The sequence below is a fragment of the Pontibacter populi genome, assembly GCF_019336435.1.
GTDB classification, from domain to species: Bacteria; Bacteroidota; Bacteroidia; order Cytophagales; family Hymenobacteraceae; genus Pontibacter; species Pontibacter humidus.
The window spans coordinates 889,031-904,922 of record NZ_JAHWXQ010000002.1 but is presented as its reverse complement, the minus strand read 5'-3'; the positions used below and the strand labels follow the sequence as shown (position 1 = coordinate 904,922).

Sequence of the window (15,892 nt, the reverse complement as noted above, 5' to 3'; positions counted from 1 at the left end):
CTCCCCTCCTTAGATAAGGAGGGGTTAGGGGTGGTTGGACCACCGAAACTATAAAACTGTAGGTCAAACTTTAACTATAGCCAGAATTCCCCTCTCGGGAGGGGTAGGGGTAGGTTAAAACGCTAACTATAGAACAATAAACGCAACTATAGCAACTACCATAGCCAAGAACTGACCATTCCCAAATCCATCAAAACCCATTAATACCGGTTCAGATAAAAATAAGGTGATGAAACAAGTAGGTCCATCTCTGATTCATAATTCCTCAGGCCCACTCCACCTTCTCACTCAACGGTATATTCCTCTTTCCTTCATGAGCCGGATTTTCAGCGTAGCCCAGGTATAAAATGCCCAGTACCACATCTTCTTCGCGCAGTTGTAGCATTTCTTTCATAGTGGGGTGGTAGGCCATGCCGCCGGAGCCCCAGTAACTGGCGATGCCTAAAGCTGAGGCACCGAGTAATAGGTTTTGTATGGCACAGGATGTAGCAGCAATTTCCTCGAGTACCGGAATCTTTGGCAGATCTCCACGGCGCAAGTAAGCAACTATAACATGCGAAGCTAGGTCACCCATGTGCAGTAGCTTTTCATACTTCTCGGGCTGGTATTTCTCCTCCGGTGTTTGCTGTTGGTATAGTTCGGCGTGCTGCTGGCAGAACCGGGCTTTGCTGGGGCCAGCATAAACTATAAAACGCCAGGGTTCGGTGTGGCCATGTGTCGGAGCCCAGTCAGCAAGTTCCAGTAGCTGGTTTATCTGCTCATCCGGAATTTTCTGCCCGTTCATTTTTGGCGGCTTGGTAGTGCGGCGGGTGCGGATAACGTGACTTATAGTCGAAAAAAGATCGTTCATACTTTATTAATAAGAATCAGCGCAAAAGGTTTTAAAAGCATAAAAGCAAATGGCTGAACAGCCGAACTATAGTTTCAGCCATTCAGCCATGTAATAAGCAAACAAGTGATATTACTTCAGTTTAAGATCAACCAGAATCTGCTCTATTTTAGCATTCAGTTTTTGCTCCACTGAATCATAATCTACTGTAGATGCCAATGGCTCATTTACGCTGATGTAAAACTTAATCTTAGGCTCTGTACCGGATGGACGGGCAGAAATTTTACTGCCATCTTCGGTCATGTATTGCAACACATTTGAGCTTTCCAGGCCAAGTTGACTGATCTCGCCAGAAACAAGGTTTCTGCGTGCACTTAGTTTAAAGTCGCTTATCTCTACAACTTTAGAACCGGCTATAGTTTGTGGCGGATTAGCGCGCATGTCGGCCATCATCTGCTGAATTTCTTCGGCGCCGCGTTGTCCTTTTTTAGTGAACGATACCAGCTCTTCTTTGTAGAAATTATACTTTTCGTACATATCCACCATCATCTCGAACAGGCTCTGCCCGTTGTCTTTTGCAACAGCAGCCATCTCTGCGATCAGGGCGCAGGCTGAGATGCCGTCTTTGTCGCGCACAAAATCACCGATCATATAACCGTAGCTTTCCTCGCCGCCGCCAATGTAAACTTCTTTGCCTTCCACCTCACGAATCTTCTCAGCGATGTACTTAAAGCCGGTAAGTGTTTCGTAGTGCTTTACGCCATAGCTCTCGGCAATGTCGATGATCAGGTCGGTGGTAACTATAGTTTTAACGATGAACTCTTTGCCTGTTAGTTTTCCGGCTTTCTGCCATGCCTGTAGCAGGTAGTTTATGAGTAGGGCACCGGTCTGGTTACCGTTCAGCAGCACGAATTCGCCTTTGAGGTTACGCACGGCTATACCAACACGATCTGAGTCAGGATCAGTGGCCATTACCAGGTCAGCGTCAATTTCAATGGCTTTGTTCAGGGCCAGCGTCATGGCTTCCTTTTCTTCCGGATTCGGGTAAACGACTGTCGGGAAGTTGCCGTTCGGTTCAGCCTGCTCATCAACTATAGTTACATTGCTGAATCCGAAACGCTGTAACACTTCCGGCACCAGCGTAATACCTGTACCGTGCAGCGGCGTGTAAACGATCTTCAGGTCGTGCTGGCGCCTGATCGCCTCATGCGAAACCGACAAGCCAAGCACTTTTGTAATGTACGCTTCGTCCATCTCCGGACCCAGCAGGTGGATGTTGTTTGGTTTCGGCTCAAACTTCACTTCATCAATGCTGGTGATTTTGTTTACTTCAGCGATGATGTTCTTGTCGTGTGGAGCAGTTACCTGCGCACCATCGTTCCAGTATACTTTGTAGCCGTTGTATTCTTTCGGGTTATGTGACGCTGTAACCACCACACCGCTCTGGCAACCTAAATGGCGAATAGCAAACGAAAGCTGCGGAGTAGGGCGAAGGGCCTGGAACAGGTATACTTCAATATCGTTAGCCGAGAAAATGTCGGCAGCAATGCGGGCAAACTCCGGTGAATTGTTGCGGCTATCGTGAGCAATAGCAACCTTTACACGCTCACCCGGGAAATTCTGCTTCAGGTAGTTGCACAGGCCCTGTGTAGCCATGCCAAGGGTATAACGGTTCATGCGGTTGCTACCTGCGCCCATAATACCGCGCAGTCCGCCGGTGCCAAACTCCAGGTCTTTGTAAAACGCATCTGACAGCGACTCGTGTTCGTTGCGCTCCAGCAAGCCGTTAATTTCAGTTTTGGTAGCTTCGTCGTAGTTGCCGCTAAGCCAGGAATTTATTTTTTGTTGTATAGCTGGTTCGATCATAGTCTTACAGTATGGTATTGTAACGTAATTTATAGTTGGTTTTAGTGCAGCTATAGTTTGCTGCGATAATTAATTGAATTTACCCTCGCTAGCGGGACACGAATGAGGGCAATATGATTGCAAATCCGGGCCAGCAAAAGTTCAGGCAGTATCTCACAAAAAATCACACCAGCCTTTTCGGTGCCAGATGCACATCTGAAAGAACTGGTGTGATCTTATGAGTATGGTTAAAGCATCATGCCCGAATATTCACGGGCTTCTATACTTTGTTTATAGTTTAAAGGTTACCGCGCAGGGCCTGCTCGCGCTCAATAGCTTCGAACAATGCTTTGAAGTTGCCTTTACCGAACGACTTGGCTCCTTTACGCTGAATGATCTCATAAAATACAGTTGGTCTGTCTTCCACCGGTTTCGTGAAGATCTGCAGCAGATACCCTTCGTCGTCGCGGTCAACCAGTATGTTAAGTTTACGCAGGTCAGCCATGTCTTCGTCAATGTGACCGATGCGCTCGAGCAGGTCTTCGTAATAAACTTCCGGTACTTTCAGGAATTCTACTCCACGGCGGCGCAACTCAGAAACTGTGTGCAGAATATCGTTGGTTGCAACAGCAATGTGCTGTACACCCGGGCCACGGTAAAACTCAAGGTACTCGTCAATCTGAGACTTTTTCTTACCTTCAGCCGGTTCGTTTATTGGGAATTTGATATAGCCGTTTCCGTTTGAGACTACTTTAGACATAAGTGCCGAATATTCAGTGCTGATGTCTTCGTCGTCGAAGGTAAGGAGCAGTTTAAAGCCCATCACATCTTCGTAGAACTTTACCCAATCGTTCATTTTACCCAACTCCACATTGCCTACGCAGTGGTCTACATATTTAAGGCCAACCGGCTCCACCATCAGTTCAGACGTGCGCTCAACATAACCTGGCATAAACACGCCGTTATAGTTTTTGCGCTCCACAAACGTGTGGATGGTCTCGCCATAGGTATGGATAGAGGCTACTTTTACTTCACCAAACTCATCGGTTATAGTTTTAGGCTCCATAGCCGGCTTTGCGCCACGCGCTACCGTACCACGGAAAGACTCTTCGGCATCATCTACCCACAGGGCTAAAACTTTAACCCCATCGCCGTGCTGGTGCACATGCTGCGCAATTTCCGAATCCGGGTTAATGGCAGTGGTTAACACCAGGCGTACTTTTTCCTGCTGAATAACGTAGGAAGCGCGGTCGCGAACACCAGTCTCAGGGCCAGCATACGCTACCAGTTTAAAACCGAAAGCAGTCTGGTAAAAATGTGCTGCCTGCTTGGCATTACCCACATAAAACTCAATGTGATCGGTGCCGTTCAAAGGCAGAATATCTTTAACTATAGTTTCGGATGCTAATGTGTTGGTAGTCATAGTCTGTAGTAAAGTTTAAAAGTATTACGTAAAAATACAGCTTTTATAGTTTTAACAAAACCGGAAAGGCTGGCGTGCAAATTATCATCTATAATGTTTGCAATTACTACATCATGTTTTCAACTTTGTAAAAATGAAATAAAGCTATGAACGCAGATACGCTGAACAAAGACCTGATTGCCATCTTAGAAAAGAAGAGTGAGCTGAATAAGCTGGACTATAACGACGCACGCTACGACGATATGGAAGAGCAGCTGCACGATATGGAAGATGACTTTAACGAAACGTACGGCGATTACCTGGAAGATGTGCTGGAAGATGTACACGGTAAAATTAAATCAGATGCCGACATCTTATTGCCAACTGCTTACATAGCAAGCTCACTGGACGGCAAAGAACTGGAAGAAGGCGAAGAGAGTGAAGGTGTTTGGGTAGAGTCTGATAAGTTTCCGGGAGTAGAGATGCGTTTGGTACTGGTTGCTAACCCGCCGCGCGTACTGCTCATTCTCTCAGACCAGGAGCGCGTACTCTGGACTGCCGAATAACACTATAACCTATAGATTTTTATAGTTGCCGCACTTGCCAAGGCTTTAAGCTAAGGTGGGTGCGGCAATTTTTTTGTAGTTGGTTGCTGAGGGATTTTTGGTATATTGAGTTAAGTTAATATAGCAGAATATCAGAATGGATAAGAGTTTAAGACCATCAGTGTTTAAAAGATTATTGGCCCTCGCGATAGATTTTATCCTCCTGGGGATTTTAGGTTACCTGTCAGGGTTTTTTCTGGAATCGTTTTACGTTGCGCTGGGCCAGTATGGGACACTGTTTGGCAGCGCTATAGTTATTAGCTATTTCGCAATTTGCCAGTCAAGGAATGGGCAGACAATAGGTAAGAGATTTATGGGCATAAAAGTAACTGACCCGCAAGGGGAATACCTGACATTAGGAAGTTCTTTTTTGAGGGCTTTTATTTTGTTCTTCCCCGTCATGAATGTAGAAATGATCTCAAGTATGGGTAACGGGATGCTGATCTTGGCTATGCTGCTGACATTAACTATTCTTATATCCATTTACTTTACCCTCGTTAACAATTCCAGAAGGAGCTTACACGATATTCTGGCTTCAAGTATAGTTACGTTTAGCGAAGTATCTGAATTTGAGCTTAGAGAACAGAATGACAGAACCACCAAAAAGATAATGCCGATAGCTGTTATTTCAATTTTACTGCTTAGCATGGGAGTATATCAGAGGCTTGCCCAGAATACAATAGCGCAAATGCTTTCAGTTAAGGAGATAATTGAGCAAAAAGATGGTGTGTTGACTGTAAATGGAATAAACTCTAATACTACTACAGTCAGCCATTTGGGCGAGGACTCGCGCACTTATACTTCCATAAGCTTAAAAGTGAGAATTGATAAGAAAAGTGAAGCCTCTAATACAGAATCGAGCTACTTTGAGGAGTTTTATGAGATAATCCAGAATGAGCTTCCTGAATCGAGAAATGTGGATTTGGTATCAATAACACTGTTTTATGGCTACGATATTGGTATAGCAAGCAAAACCCAAAGTGTAACAAAGACCTTTGAGTAAAATCTTACATCTTTTATTAGCCCAGCCCCATTTTACCATTTTAAAATGAAAATACTCTTTTTACTTCAGTTACTCATCGTTTCTGCAACTATAGCCTTTGCTCAAAAAAAGGAAGTAGTATTATCAAATAAATTTCTGCCTGATACGAAGTATATCACTACTGTAGAGAGTCATACTTTATCTGAAATGAATATTGAAGCTTCAGAGGAGATACTTGCAAAGATAAAGGCTAACGGGGTTCAGCTTCCGATGCTGACGGAGAATAAAAGCAGCATGGTTTCTACCATCATAACAGGAGCTATTCGTGAAGACAAAAGCTTTCCGGCTACTATAAACTACGATAAAGCAACTACCATAAACGTTGGCAACGGTAAAACAACCGAAGAAGAAAGCCCGATTTCCGGCTTGGTTGTAAAAGGTAACTATAATGCTGCTAATCAATTTGTAATTGATACATTGATCAGTACCAAACTGAATGAAAGTTTAAGGTATACACTGAAAGCTAGTTTAGAAAATGTGCAGAATCAAATAAAGTTTCCTGATAAGCCTATGAAGATCGGGGACGATTTTACACAGAAGTTGCCAATGGCCATACCTATAGCTGGCATGGAGCCGGTTAAAATAACTATCAATACAACTTATAAATTAAAAGACATTAAGAACAAATTAGCTTTGTTTGATATTGTGCAGACAGTTCAGTTGGATATGGTGGTAGAGCAATCTGATGTAACAGCTACAGGTTCGGGTACAGGCACATCCGAATATGATATGGAACATAAGTACACAATGAAACATGAGTCTGATCTGGTTATGCAAATGACCATGAATATGAACAACTTTAAGATTGTAGCAGACACTAAAACAAAGTCAAGCCAACTGGTTAAAATCAGCAAATGAAAAGTTCTTGTTAAGGTTTTATATGGCCAACTAACTGATCCTGGAGTATTTACAACCACTAAAAAGGGCAGTGAGAAGTAGAAAAGCATTGTTATGATACTACAAATAAAGAGACTTATATTTTTACTGGTTGTTCTGATGCCAGGCTTCTGTTTAGGCCAGAACCTGATCATGGTGCGTGATACCGTTAACAACTTTGAGATAGGAGTACCTGAAGGTTGGCTTTATGGGGTTCCTCAGAATAAAAGTGTAGATTTTGTTGCCTTGAGGCAGAAAACGGATACTACTGATGTACCGAGGGAGAACTTTAATATTTTCCTGCTCAACAAAGACGAGAAAGACTTAACGAAATCATACAAGCTTTTTCTGGAAAGTTTGAGAGCTAATAGCTCTTCTTTTAAAGTTAAAGAGGAAGGCGAAATAACTCTAAATAATCGAAACTATAAATGGCTGATTGAAACGCATAAAAACAAACATAGTGGTGAAAATATGCATAACTATGTTCTTTTCACAAATAATGGTGGCAGGATACTAGTGTTAACTATGGTTACAATATCAGACAACTTTAACACTTATAAGCCACTGTTCGAAAAGATCGCTTCCAGTTTAAAATATTGATCACATTTCTACCTTTCCTTCACATTTCATGAAACAACTTTTACTCCTTCTATCCATTTTCCTTTTCTCTTTCACTTTTGTATCTGATAATGCTGTAGAGAGGCTGTCAGTGAAAGGGCCACTGAAGTTTAACAAGGCCAAGTTTGAACTAGCCTGGACAGACAAGCCTAGTGATATTTACTACATACAAGAGTACCTGCCCAGAGGGGAGAAGCTCGAAAGTTTTAACCAGATGCTGACCATCCATGTGCTGGATACAGACATAGCTGCTGAGGAAGCAGTGGCCCTGAAAGTGCAGGAACTGGAGAAACGAAAACAAACCGATGAGCTTAGCAACTACCAGGTAAACGAAAGTCCGGATGGAAAAGAGTTTATAGTTGATTTTATAGTAAGCGAAAGCAAAAACGATAAAGTAACTATAGCTGAATTTAATGTGTACCGCTACAAACAAGTAGAAACCGGAGCAGGCAAGAAAGCTATTCTGGTGTATGCCTACTCAAACAGAAGCTACGGCGATGCGATCATTCCTTTCCTGAAGAACCTGAAAACTGATAGAGTGAATCATATGAAAGAAATGATCTCTGCTGAACTTCCTTCCATTACTTTAAAAAAGTAACCAACTATAAAGTAACCAACTATAAAGTAACCTGCTGCTACTATTAATCAACCTACTTTCAATTACCTTTTATGAAACAACTTTTACTTTTAGCCTTTGCCTTTCTTACATCCTTCACCACATTTGCCCAGATCAATATAGAGGACTCTACGATGCAGGTTATAGGTTACTGGGATAAAAACGAAACACAGACCTATGTCATCACAAGTGAATCCTTCAAGGTTACCGGAACGGATACCACCAAACGCGAATTCACGAAATACGAAGTTGATATAACTATAAAAGACTCCACAGCTAGCTCTTATACTATAGAGTGGGTATATCGGGGCATCGAAATGAATACTGATAACCAATTTACCAAAGAACTGGCCAAAATATCTGAGAACCTGAAAGTAATAATTAAAACGGATGAAATGGGTGCTTTTAAGGAAGTTGTAAATTGGGAAGAGATCAGAAATGAAATGAAACGTGGTGCGGCTCACCTTAAAAAGCAGTTTAAACACATACCAAATATTACAGCAATCACAGATCAGGTAGAAAGTACTTTTACCACAAAACAAGCCATTGAGTCTGCAGCAATTAAAGATATTCAACAGTTTTATACTTACCACGGTGCTAAATACCAGCTGGGTAAGGAAGTTACAGGACAATTAGAAGTTCCTAACCTATATGGCAGTAAGCCTTTTATTGCCGATGTATCCATTGTTTTAGATGAAATTAATGAAGAGGACAACGATGCTGTGATTAGGATGTGGCAAACTATAGACAGTGAACAACTTACCACTGCTACTGTTAATTATATGCAGAAAATGGCAAAATCAGCAAATACGAAATCGCCTGATTTAAGTAAAATACCAGCTCTACAAAACGAAACCAGGACGGTAGCCCGTATTCACGGTTCCGGGTGGATAATCTATAGTTCAGAAATTAAAGAGGTATGGGCTGATAATATTTTAGCCTTCGAAGAACGAATTATTGAGATCAAATAAGTGTTAGCCTGTAATTAGTATGCTGTTGATTCAGTGTGGCTTATCAGTATTTATGCGTATCTTGTTTTCAAGTTTGGTGCTTAGTTAAACTATAGGCAGATTAAATACGAACTAAATAATTCCGCAAAACAAAAATAATTTATATGAAGATCACATCGCAGATAGCAGTAGCAGCTTTATTCTTTGGATTGATGAGTTGCTCTGATTCCGCTAAAACGGAAAACACTACAGCTACATCACCGGCTGCAACAGCTCCTGCTACCACACCAAACCAGGCTACAACTCCGGCAACTACAGTTGGTTTAAATCCGCCACACGGCGAGCCAAATCACCGTTGCGATATTGAAGTTGGCGCTCCGCTGGATTCGCCTCCAAAACCAAACCTGAGTGCACCTACTTCAGTGCCAGCCTTTACGCCTTCAACCAGTTCACAATCGGTAGCTCCGGGTATGAACCCGCCTCACGGTCAGCCGGGCCACGATTGCGGTATTCCTGTTGGGGCGCCATTAACCCAGAAATAAGCGTAGCTGGTAACTATATCGCCAGCACAACTATAAAAGCAAAACGGGCAGCTGAGATCTTCAGCTGCCCGTTTTTTATGATCAGACTATAGTTTAGTAACCTAATTTCTGGCGCACACGCTGCAAAACCGGTGTAGCAATAGCCTTTGCCTTTTCAGCACCTTCCTGAAGTTTTTTGTCCAGTTCAGGCAGGTTGTTCATGTAGTAGGTAAACAACTCGCGCTCTTTACTGTACTTGCCGATAATGGTCTCATAAAGCGCCTGCTTAGCGTGGCCGTAACCGTAACCACCGGTTAAGTAATTCTGGCGCATGGTTTCTACGTCTTCAGGTGTTGCCAGTAAGCGATACAGCGCAAAAGTTGTATCGTCATCGGGGTTCTTAGGTTCTTCCAGTGGTGTGCTGTCTGTCACAATGCTCATAATAGTCTTGCGCAGTGGCTTGTCTGCCTCAAAAATATCGATGATGTTACCGTACGACTTACTCATTTTCTCACCGTTTATGCCGGGTATTGTCATAATGGCATCATCAGTCTTCGCTTCCGGTAACACAAAAGTTTCGCCATAAATGTGGTTGAATGAGCTGGCAATATCGCGTGCAATTTCCAGGTGCTGTACCTGGTCTTTTCCTACGGGCACAAAGTTCGCATCATACATCAGGATATCGGCAGCCATCAGAACAGGGTACGTAAACAAACCGGCATTTACATCAGCCAGGCCACGTCGGCTCGATTTGTCTTTAAAAGAATGGGCATTGGCCAGCATCGGGAAAGGCGCAAAGCAGTTCAGGTACCAGCTTAATTCGGTTACCATCGGCACATCCGACTGGCGATAAAGTATATGCCTGTCCGTGTCCAAACCCATTGCAAGCCAGGCAGCAGCTACAGAGTAGGTGTTGTGTTTTAAAACTTCCGCATCACGAATAGTTGTAAGCGAATGCAGGTCAGCTATAAAATATAAAGCTTCTTGATCTGATGTTTTAGAGAACTCAATTGCAGGGCAAATAGCGCCTAGTAAGTTGCCAAGGTGTGGTCGGCCAGTGCTTTGGATTCCGGTAAGGTATCGTGCCATAATAGAGAATTGCGTTAAAGCTGCAAATTAATCTAAATAGCCGAAAATGCCCATTAAAATTACAGTAGCACAACTATAGATTAACGCTATAACTATAGTTTACGCCGTTACAAACTATAGTTAAGCCTCTATTATCTGCGGGGCATGGTTCTTTTGTTTGCGCAGCGAGTTGAGGTTTGACAGCACGATAGCAGAAAGAATAAGCAATACGCCAAACCACTGCACCGTAACAACCTGTTCCTGCAATACAATGCTCGACATCATGACAGCAACCGGAAGCTCTGCAGAGCTTAATATGGCGCTTAACCCAAGACCGATTTTCGGGATGCCATAGGAAAAGAAAAGCGGTGGTATTACTGTACCAAAAACTGACAGGACAAGTCCCCATTTAAACAGTCCGTTTAGTAAAGATCCGTTTACTAGGAAAACCGGCGGAAAGATGGTGAAAACAAGAATAGTGGCACCGGTTAACAGGAGCGCACTTTTAGTGGCAGGGTGTAACGAATTGCCGGCAGAACCACTTACCATTAAAAAGAAAGTATAGCAAAGGGCAGCCAGTAAGCCAAAACCAACACCAGCCAAACTGATATCCTGGAAAGAACCAGAGAAAAGGTTGCCGGCAAAACAGGTGCCCAGCAGAATCATTGCTACTGTGCCAATCTGTAGCAAGGTTGGTAGTTTGCGTTTTATGATGGAGTCAAGCAGTAAGCTCATCCAGGTAAATTGCATGAGCAAAAGAATGGCGATAGAGGCCGGTACTGTTTGCACGCATTTATAGTAAAAAATACTAACCAGGCCTGTGCTGGTACCCATGGCAATAAGCTGGAGGGATTCCTTAAGCGATGCACTGTTGCCGCCGGCATTAAACAGCCTGCGCAACAGCACGATCACCCAAAGAATAATCAACCCAAAAAATACCTGAGTGCCAGTTACATCACCCAAGGTAAAGCCTTCGCTATATGCTAATTTTACGAACGTCGAAAGTATACCGAAACTGCATGCGCCGAGCAGCACAAAAGCTATTCCTTTGAACATGGAAGTGCCTTTTAAAAAGAAAACAAAAATTTTAACTAGAGATAGGGCAGAAGTGCCCCAAAGCGGGTAAGCCGGGTACTCTTACAGGTCGTGCAGAACGTAGCCTGTGATAAAAATTTGTGTATGTGCTAAATGTGCAGTCATTATTTTTAATCGGGGTGCAAACATACCCCAAGTTTTTTTAGAATCAAAAAATAGTCAGTAATTTTTATCCTGTGTTATAGTGTAACACCTGTCCTCGCTATTTGTTTTTGAGTGCCGTGTATAGTTTCTCGTACGTTGGAGTGGGTACATTCAGTTGCTTTCCGAGCTTTACCACATAGCCGGTTAAGGAATCAACTTCTGCGTTTTTACCTTTCTGATAATCGGTATGCATAGAAGAAGTGGTTTCGTAAGGCAGTTTCGCCATCCGCTCTTTTATGGCATTGGTGCTATTCTCAGGAAACATAATGCCCTTCGCGTTGGCAACTTGTTTGAGCTCTGATAGCAGGGAATGAAGCAGATCCATGTTCTCCGTTTTAGCCAGGATGCCTCCAATACTGGTGTTAAAGTAAGATGTAAGCGTGGCTATAGTTGATATGAACAGATACTTCTCCCAGATAGTTTGCTGTATATTTTGAGATAAAGTTGCTTTGATACCGGCGTCTGTAAAAATCTGCAAAGCTGATTCAAGCCTGGCTTCTGTGCCATCCGTTGAGCCAAAGAATAAGGAATTAACATCCCCGGTTACAGTAACCAATCCTGGTTCGGTGAGCCTGGAAACAATATAAACACAGCCTTCCCATACTTCATTTTCAGGGTAAACGGCCTTGATTCTTTCGTAACTGTCGATGCCGTTCAGCAGCGGAAGTATGATCGTGTCTTTGCTAATGCAGGGTTTAAGTTGCGTTATGCTTTGCTCCAGGTCATAGCTTTTTGTGCAGCAGATAAGTAAGTCTACTTCCCCAACCTGTGCAGGATCTGAGATAACAAGTTTAGGGGTAGCAGTAAAAGTTGAGCCCGGAGTTTCTATTTTCAGACCTTGTTGTCTGATGGCTGTTTCGTTTTCGCCACGTGCAATAAAGTATATTTCCACCTCATCAGAGTTCTGGTAATGTCTTGCCAGAAGCCCACCAAAATATCCTCCAACACCACCAATACCTGCTATCGCAATCTTCATCATGCTTACTTCAATTTATAGTTTAAAACTAGGTTTCGCTCTCAACAGCGGCATTTTCAATCAGCACATCCGCATTGTGATGCCCCAGGTAACCATCGATCAGGTAATGAGCCAGGTATAGAAGAGGGGTAAGGAGTATCGCGATGCAGAATTTGTAGATATAGTTGATAGCCGCTACGGAAAGCACCAGCTCCATAGACCAGTTACCGAACATGTAAAAGGCAACGAACAGTACTACCAAACTATCAATCAGCTGTGAAACCAAGGTAGAGCCTGTAGCGCGGAGCCAGATCTTTTTGCTGCCCGTGTACTTGCGCAGCCAATGAAACACCGAGGCATCGAGTAACTGCGATATCAGAAAAGCTACTACCGAACCGATGATAATGCCCAGGCCCTGGCGGTAAATTGAGTTAAAAGCGAAATTGATATTAAAAGGATTACCCTGCGGATCGGTGCTGTTAAGCTCTTCCCAAAATTTAGCCGGCGGCAGACCGGTAACTATAGTTATAACCAGAAACGCGTACAGAATTAGTATAACTGTCAGGATGCTTACCTTTTTAACGCCCTGCTTGCCGAAATATTCATTTATGATATCTGTAGTCACAAATACAACCGGCCAGATAATAACTCCCGCCGTCAGGTTAAAGTCGAGTTTGCTGCCCAGTATGTTCAGCTGCGCACCGGGTAAACCCAGCAGCGCCTCCCCCGAAAAAATCTTTACGCCAATAAGCTCCGCCAGCAGCGCATTTGCCAGAAAAATACCACTCAGTGCCAGAAAGAGGTTGGTTTTTTTCTTTTCCAGGGTTGCAGCAGTGGTGGGCATAGTTCAGATTTATAGTTGGTGCTGGGTAATCAGGAAGTAAATTTAAGCTTAATAGCTGCTTAAACAAACCAGCATAACTTAATGTTGCTGGGTTGCAGGAGCTTAAAACTATAGCCTGGAAAAAGCTAGCGATGCTGCTCCTGCACACTGAAAATGCTTCCTTCGATAGCAAGGTCAGTATTCGGGAAAATTTCCCGGGCTTCGGTTAGCAGGGGCGTAAGGTCTTTGTAGCGCACCGAAAAGTGCCCTAACAGTAAATGCCGAACCTCTGCGGCTGCAGCCATCTGAGCGGCTTGTTTGGCTGTACTGTGGAATGTATGGTTGGCGCGCTCTTCCATGTCGCTCAGGAAAGTAGCTTCGTGGTAAAGCAGGTCAATGTGATGCAGGTAAGGCAGCAGGTCAGGTTTGTAACGGCTATCGGAACAATAGGCATAGCTACGGCTGTGTTTTGGCTCCATGGTGACATCTTTGTTTGCCAGCAGCAGGTTGCCTTGCTCGTCGTTTATATCTTCGCCCCACTTCAGGCGTACCAGTTGTGGCGGTGCCAGGTAAGGCGGCAACTTCTCTTTTATGAGTGGACGTGGCTTAGGCTTCTCCCGGAAAATAAAGCCACAGGTAGGCACACGGTGCTCCATCGGAATGGTGTGCACGGTCAGTTGCTTGTCTTCAAATATCTTTTTGTAGCACGTCGTATCCAGCTCATTAAAAATAAGCTTATAGTTCAGGTTAGTGCCCGAATAGCGGAACTGTAGACTTAAGATTTCGGAAAGGCCGGGAGGGCCGAAAAGATTTAGCGGTGATTGCCTGCCCTGCAGGTGCATGGTGGAGAGGAGACCGGCTAAGCCAAAATAATGGTCGCCGTGCAGGTGGCTTATGTAGATATTGCAAATGCGCTGATGCTTTATTTTATAACGCATCAGCTGCATTTGCGTACCTTCCCCGCAATCAATCAGGTGTATCTGGTTACCAATGGTAAGTACCTGTGCGGTATTATGTCTGTTTGCCGAAGGTGTGGCCGACGAACTACCCAATATTCTGAGTTCGAAATCCACGTCCGGCGGCTAAACTTAGTCTTCTTTGTTAGTCAGGTCCTGCTCAATTTCGTGCAGAAACACACGGTCAATAGCTTCTTCTACTGTAGGCAGAATGTTTAAAACCGACTCCAGTTTAGAGATGGAAATCAGCTTCATTACGTGATCCTGCAGGCTGGTAAGAATAAGCAAACCATTTGATGAGTTGCATAGTCTGTTAGCGATCAGGATAGAGCTTAATCCGGATGAATCAGTGTATTTTACGTTGTTCAGGTCTAGAATCAGGTTGGTGATTCCCTCAGCGTTCAGCTTCACAAACTCAGACTTAAGGTCCGGAGCTATTGAAGTATCCAGCTTCTTCTCATCTATCGTGATTATAGTATAGTTCTCTTTCTTATCAATCGTGTACTTCATAGGTCTGCCAGTAAAGGATTCAAATGCGAATGTACCAAAATATACATTAAAAAATCTAATCTTTTAAGCGAAAAATGTTTTGTTCAACACTCAGCGCAATGCGTTGTAGTGCCTCATTATAATAACTTTTTACAAACGAATGGCCCGTAAATACTTCAAATAGCTCTATATAGCGTTTCGAGATATTCTCTACCACCTCGTCGGTCATTTCCGGAATTATTTGTCCGTCCTGCCCCTGAAAACCATTTTCTATGAGCCACTGCCTTACAAATTCCTTCGAGAGTTGTTTCTGTGGTTCACCATTCTTTTGTCGCTCGCTATAACCTTCGCTGTAGAAATAGCGCGACGAGTCCGGCGTATGGATTTCATCAATAAGAAATATCTGGTCGTTTTGTTTACCAAATTCATATTTGGTATCTACCAGTATCAGTCCTCTTTGTGCGGCAAGTTCGGTGCCACGTGCAAAAAGTGCCTGCGTATATTTCTCTAATTTAAGATAATCCTGCTCATTTACAATGCCTTTCGCTAAAATTCCCTCCCGCGATATATCCTCATCATGGCCTTCGTCGGCTTTGGTGGTAGGCGTAATAATCGGTTCAGGAAGTTTGTCGTTCTCGCAAAGTCCGTCCGGCAAGGTTACACCGCAAAGTGTACGTTTGCCAGCTTTATACTCGCGCCACGCATGGCCTGCCAGGTAACCCCGGATAACCATTTCTACCTTAAAAGGCTCGCAGCTTATACCTATAGTTACATTAGGGTCCGGCGACGAAATTACCCAGTTCGGAACAATATCGGAAGTGGCCTTCAGGTTGATACTGGCAATCTGGTTCAGTACCTGCCCTTTGTAAGGGATGGCACGTGGCAGCACCACATCAAAAGCAGAGATCCGGTCGGTGGCAACTATAGCCAGCCTGTCGTTAAAATAATAAACGTCGCGAACTTTGCCCCTGTAAAAACCGGTCTGGCCGGTGAAGGAGAAGTTAGTTTCTTTAATGGCCTCCATTAGTGCGTTTGGTTTATCGGAGAGCAAAGTTAGC

General features: G+C 43.7%; 17 protein-coding genes. 7 read left to right on the top strand and 10 right to left on the bottom strand.

The window, feature by feature from the left end:
• Nucleotides 1-265 precede the first annotated feature (265 nt).
• The 3 genes from KYK27_RS10440 to hppD all read right to left on the bottom strand — a co-directional run bounded on the left by KYK27_RS10440 (nt 266) and on the right by hppD (nt 4,067).
• Nucleotides 266-850 (bottom strand): nitroreductase, encoded by a 585-nt coding sequence (locus tag KYK27_RS10440; RefSeq protein WP_199109951.1) that lies wholly within the window; start codon nt 848-850, stop codon nt 266-268.
• A gap of 111 nt (nt 851-961) precedes the next feature.
• Nucleotides 962-2,695: a phospho-sugar mutase gene (locus KYK27_RS10435; protein WP_199109950.1), complete on the bottom strand. Its 1,734-nt coding sequence runs from the start codon at nt 2,693-2,695 to the stop codon at nt 962-964.
• A gap of 277 nt (nt 2,696-2,972) precedes the next feature.
• The gene (gene hppD, locus KYK27_RS10430; RefSeq protein WP_199110235.1) at nt 2,973-4,067 is read right to left on the bottom strand and encodes a 4-hydroxyphenylpyruvate dioxygenase; all 1,095 of its coding nucleotides are present in this window, start codon (nt 4,065-4,067) and stop codon (nt 2,973-2,975) included.
• Nucleotides 4,068-4,243: 176 nt separating this feature from the next.
• Here hppD and KYK27_RS10425 point away from each other — a divergent pair, with 176 nt between their 5' ends.
• From KYK27_RS10425 to KYK27_RS10395, 7 genes are all read left to right on the top strand, one after another.
• Nucleotides 4,244-4,642, top strand: a complete 399-nt coding sequence (locus KYK27_RS10425) for a hypothetical protein (protein ID WP_199109949.1) — start codon at nt 4,244-4,246, stop codon at nt 4,640-4,642.
• A gap of 136 nt (nt 4,643-4,778) precedes the next feature.
• A complete protein-coding gene (locus tag KYK27_RS10420) occupies nt 4,779-5,684 on the top strand; it encodes an RDD family protein (protein WP_199109948.1) in 906 nt (301 codons plus the stop codon).
• 45 nt (nt 5,685-5,729) lie between these two features.
• Nucleotides 5,730-6,581, top strand: coding sequence for a hypothetical protein (locus tag KYK27_RS10415; protein ID WP_199109947.1), 852 nt, complete (start codon nt 5,730-5,732; stop codon nt 6,579-6,581).
• Nucleotides 6,582-6,752: 171 nt separating this feature from the next.
• Nucleotides 6,753-7,199, top strand: a complete 447-nt coding sequence (locus KYK27_RS10410; protein WP_199109946.1) for a hypothetical protein — start codon at nt 6,753-6,755, stop codon at nt 7,197-7,199.
• A gap of 28 nt (nt 7,200-7,227) precedes the next feature.
• Nucleotides 7,228-7,815 carry a hypothetical protein gene (locus tag KYK27_RS10405; RefSeq protein ID WP_199109945.1) on the top strand — a complete coding sequence of 196 codons (588 nt, stop codon included), beginning with the start codon at nt 7,228-7,230 and terminating at the stop codon, nt 7,813-7,815.
• Between the two features lie 71 nt (nt 7,816-7,886).
• Nucleotides 7,887-8,804 carry a hypothetical protein gene (locus tag KYK27_RS10400; protein WP_199109944.1) on the top strand — a complete coding sequence of 306 codons (918 nt, stop codon included), beginning with the start codon at nt 7,887-7,889 and terminating at the stop codon, nt 8,802-8,804.
• 143 nt (nt 8,805-8,947) lie between these two features.
• Complete coding sequence (locus KYK27_RS10395; RefSeq protein WP_199109943.1) at nt 8,948-9,325, top strand: hypothetical protein; 378 nt, start codon at nt 8,948-8,950, stop codon at nt 9,323-9,325.
• A 93-nt stretch (nt 9,326-9,418) separates the two neighbouring features.
• On the opposite strand, the gene trpS is transcribed toward KYK27_RS10395, so the two are convergent.
• The 7 genes from trpS to KYK27_RS10360 form a co-directional block, all read right to left on the bottom strand.
• A complete protein-coding gene (gene trpS / locus KYK27_RS10390) occupies nt 9,419-10,393 on the bottom strand; it encodes a tryptophan--tRNA ligase (protein WP_199109942.1) in 975 nt (324 codons plus the stop codon).
• Nucleotides 10,394-10,513: 120 nt separating this feature from the next.
• Nucleotides 10,514-11,428, bottom strand: a complete 915-nt coding sequence (locus tag KYK27_RS10385; protein WP_199109941.1) for an EamA family transporter — start codon at nt 11,426-11,428, stop codon at nt 10,514-10,516.
• A 241-nt stretch (nt 11,429-11,669) separates the two neighbouring features.
• Nucleotides 11,670-12,590, bottom strand: coding sequence for a ketopantoate reductase family protein (locus KYK27_RS10380; protein ID WP_199109940.1), 921 nt, complete (start codon nt 12,588-12,590; stop codon nt 11,670-11,672).
• A 25-nt stretch (nt 12,591-12,615) separates the two neighbouring features.
• Complete coding sequence (locus KYK27_RS10375) at nt 12,616-13,410, bottom strand: queuosine precursor transporter (protein ID WP_199109939.1); 795 nt, start codon at nt 13,408-13,410, stop codon at nt 12,616-12,618.
• Between the two features lie 125 nt (nt 13,411-13,535).
• On the bottom strand, nt 13,536-14,462 hold the full coding sequence (locus KYK27_RS10370; RefSeq protein ID WP_199109938.1) for a ribonuclease Z: 927 nt from the start codon (nt 14,460-14,462) through the stop codon (nt 13,536-13,538).
• A 15-nt stretch (nt 14,463-14,477) separates the two neighbouring features.
• Entirely contained in the window at nt 14,478-14,855 is a 378-nt protein-coding gene (locus KYK27_RS10365; protein WP_162346346.1) for an STAS domain-containing protein, read from the bottom strand.
• A 55-nt stretch (nt 14,856-14,910) separates the two neighbouring features.
• Nucleotides 14,911-15,858, bottom strand: coding sequence for a phosphoribosylaminoimidazolesuccinocarboxamide synthase (locus tag KYK27_RS10360; protein WP_199109937.1), 948 nt, complete (start codon nt 15,856-15,858; stop codon nt 14,911-14,913).
• Nucleotides 15,859-15,892: the final 34 nt, after the last annotated feature.

Coding starts and splice junctions, on each gene's coding strand:
- KYK27_RS10440 (WP_199109951.1), bottom strand. CDS start 850: ATGAACGATCTTTTTTCGACTATAAGTCACGTTATCCGCACCCGCCGC.
- KYK27_RS10435 (WP_199109950.1), bottom strand. CDS start 2,695: ATGATCGAACCAGCTATACAACAAAAAATAAATTCCTGGCTTAGCGGC.
- KYK27_RS10425 (WP_199109949.1), top strand. CDS start 4,244: ATGAACGCAGATACGCTGAACAAAGACCTGATTGCCATCTTAGAAAAG.
- KYK27_RS10420 (WP_199109948.1), top strand. CDS start 4,779: ATGGATAAGAGTTTAAGACCATCAGTGTTTAAAAGATTATTGGCCCTC.
- KYK27_RS10415 (WP_199109947.1), top strand. CDS start 5,730: ATGAAAATACTCTTTTTACTTCAGTTACTCATCGTTTCTGCAACTATA.
- KYK27_RS10410 (WP_199109946.1), top strand. CDS start 6,753: ATGGTGCGTGATACCGTTAACAACTTTGAGATAGGAGTACCTGAAGGT.
- KYK27_RS10405 (WP_199109945.1), top strand. CDS start 7,228: ATGAAACAACTTTTACTCCTTCTATCCATTTTCCTTTTCTCTTTCACT.
- KYK27_RS10400 (WP_199109944.1), top strand. CDS start 7,887: ATGAAACAACTTTTACTTTTAGCCTTTGCCTTTCTTACATCCTTCACC.
- KYK27_RS10395 (WP_199109943.1), top strand. CDS start 8,948: ATGAAGATCACATCGCAGATAGCAGTAGCAGCTTTATTCTTTGGATTG.
- trpS (WP_199109942.1), bottom strand. CDS start 10,393: ATGGCACGATACCTTACCGGAATCCAAAGCACTGGCCGACCACACCTT.
- KYK27_RS10385 (WP_199109941.1), bottom strand. CDS start 11,428: ATGTTCAAAGGAATAGCTTTTGTGCTGCTCGGCGCATGCAGTTTCGGT.
- KYK27_RS10380 (WP_199109940.1), bottom strand. CDS start 12,590: ATGATGAAGATTGCGATAGCAGGTATTGGTGGTGTTGGAGGATATTTT.
- KYK27_RS10375 (WP_199109939.1), bottom strand. CDS start 13,410: ATGCCCACCACTGCTGCAACCCTGGAAAAGAAAAAAACCAACCTCTTT.
- KYK27_RS10365 (WP_162346346.1), bottom strand. CDS start 14,855: ATGAAGTACACGATTGATAAGAAAGAGAACTATACTATAATCACGATA.
- KYK27_RS10360 (WP_199109937.1), bottom strand. CDS start 15,858: ATGGAGGCCATTAAAGAAACTAACTTCTCCTTCACCGGCCAGACCGGT.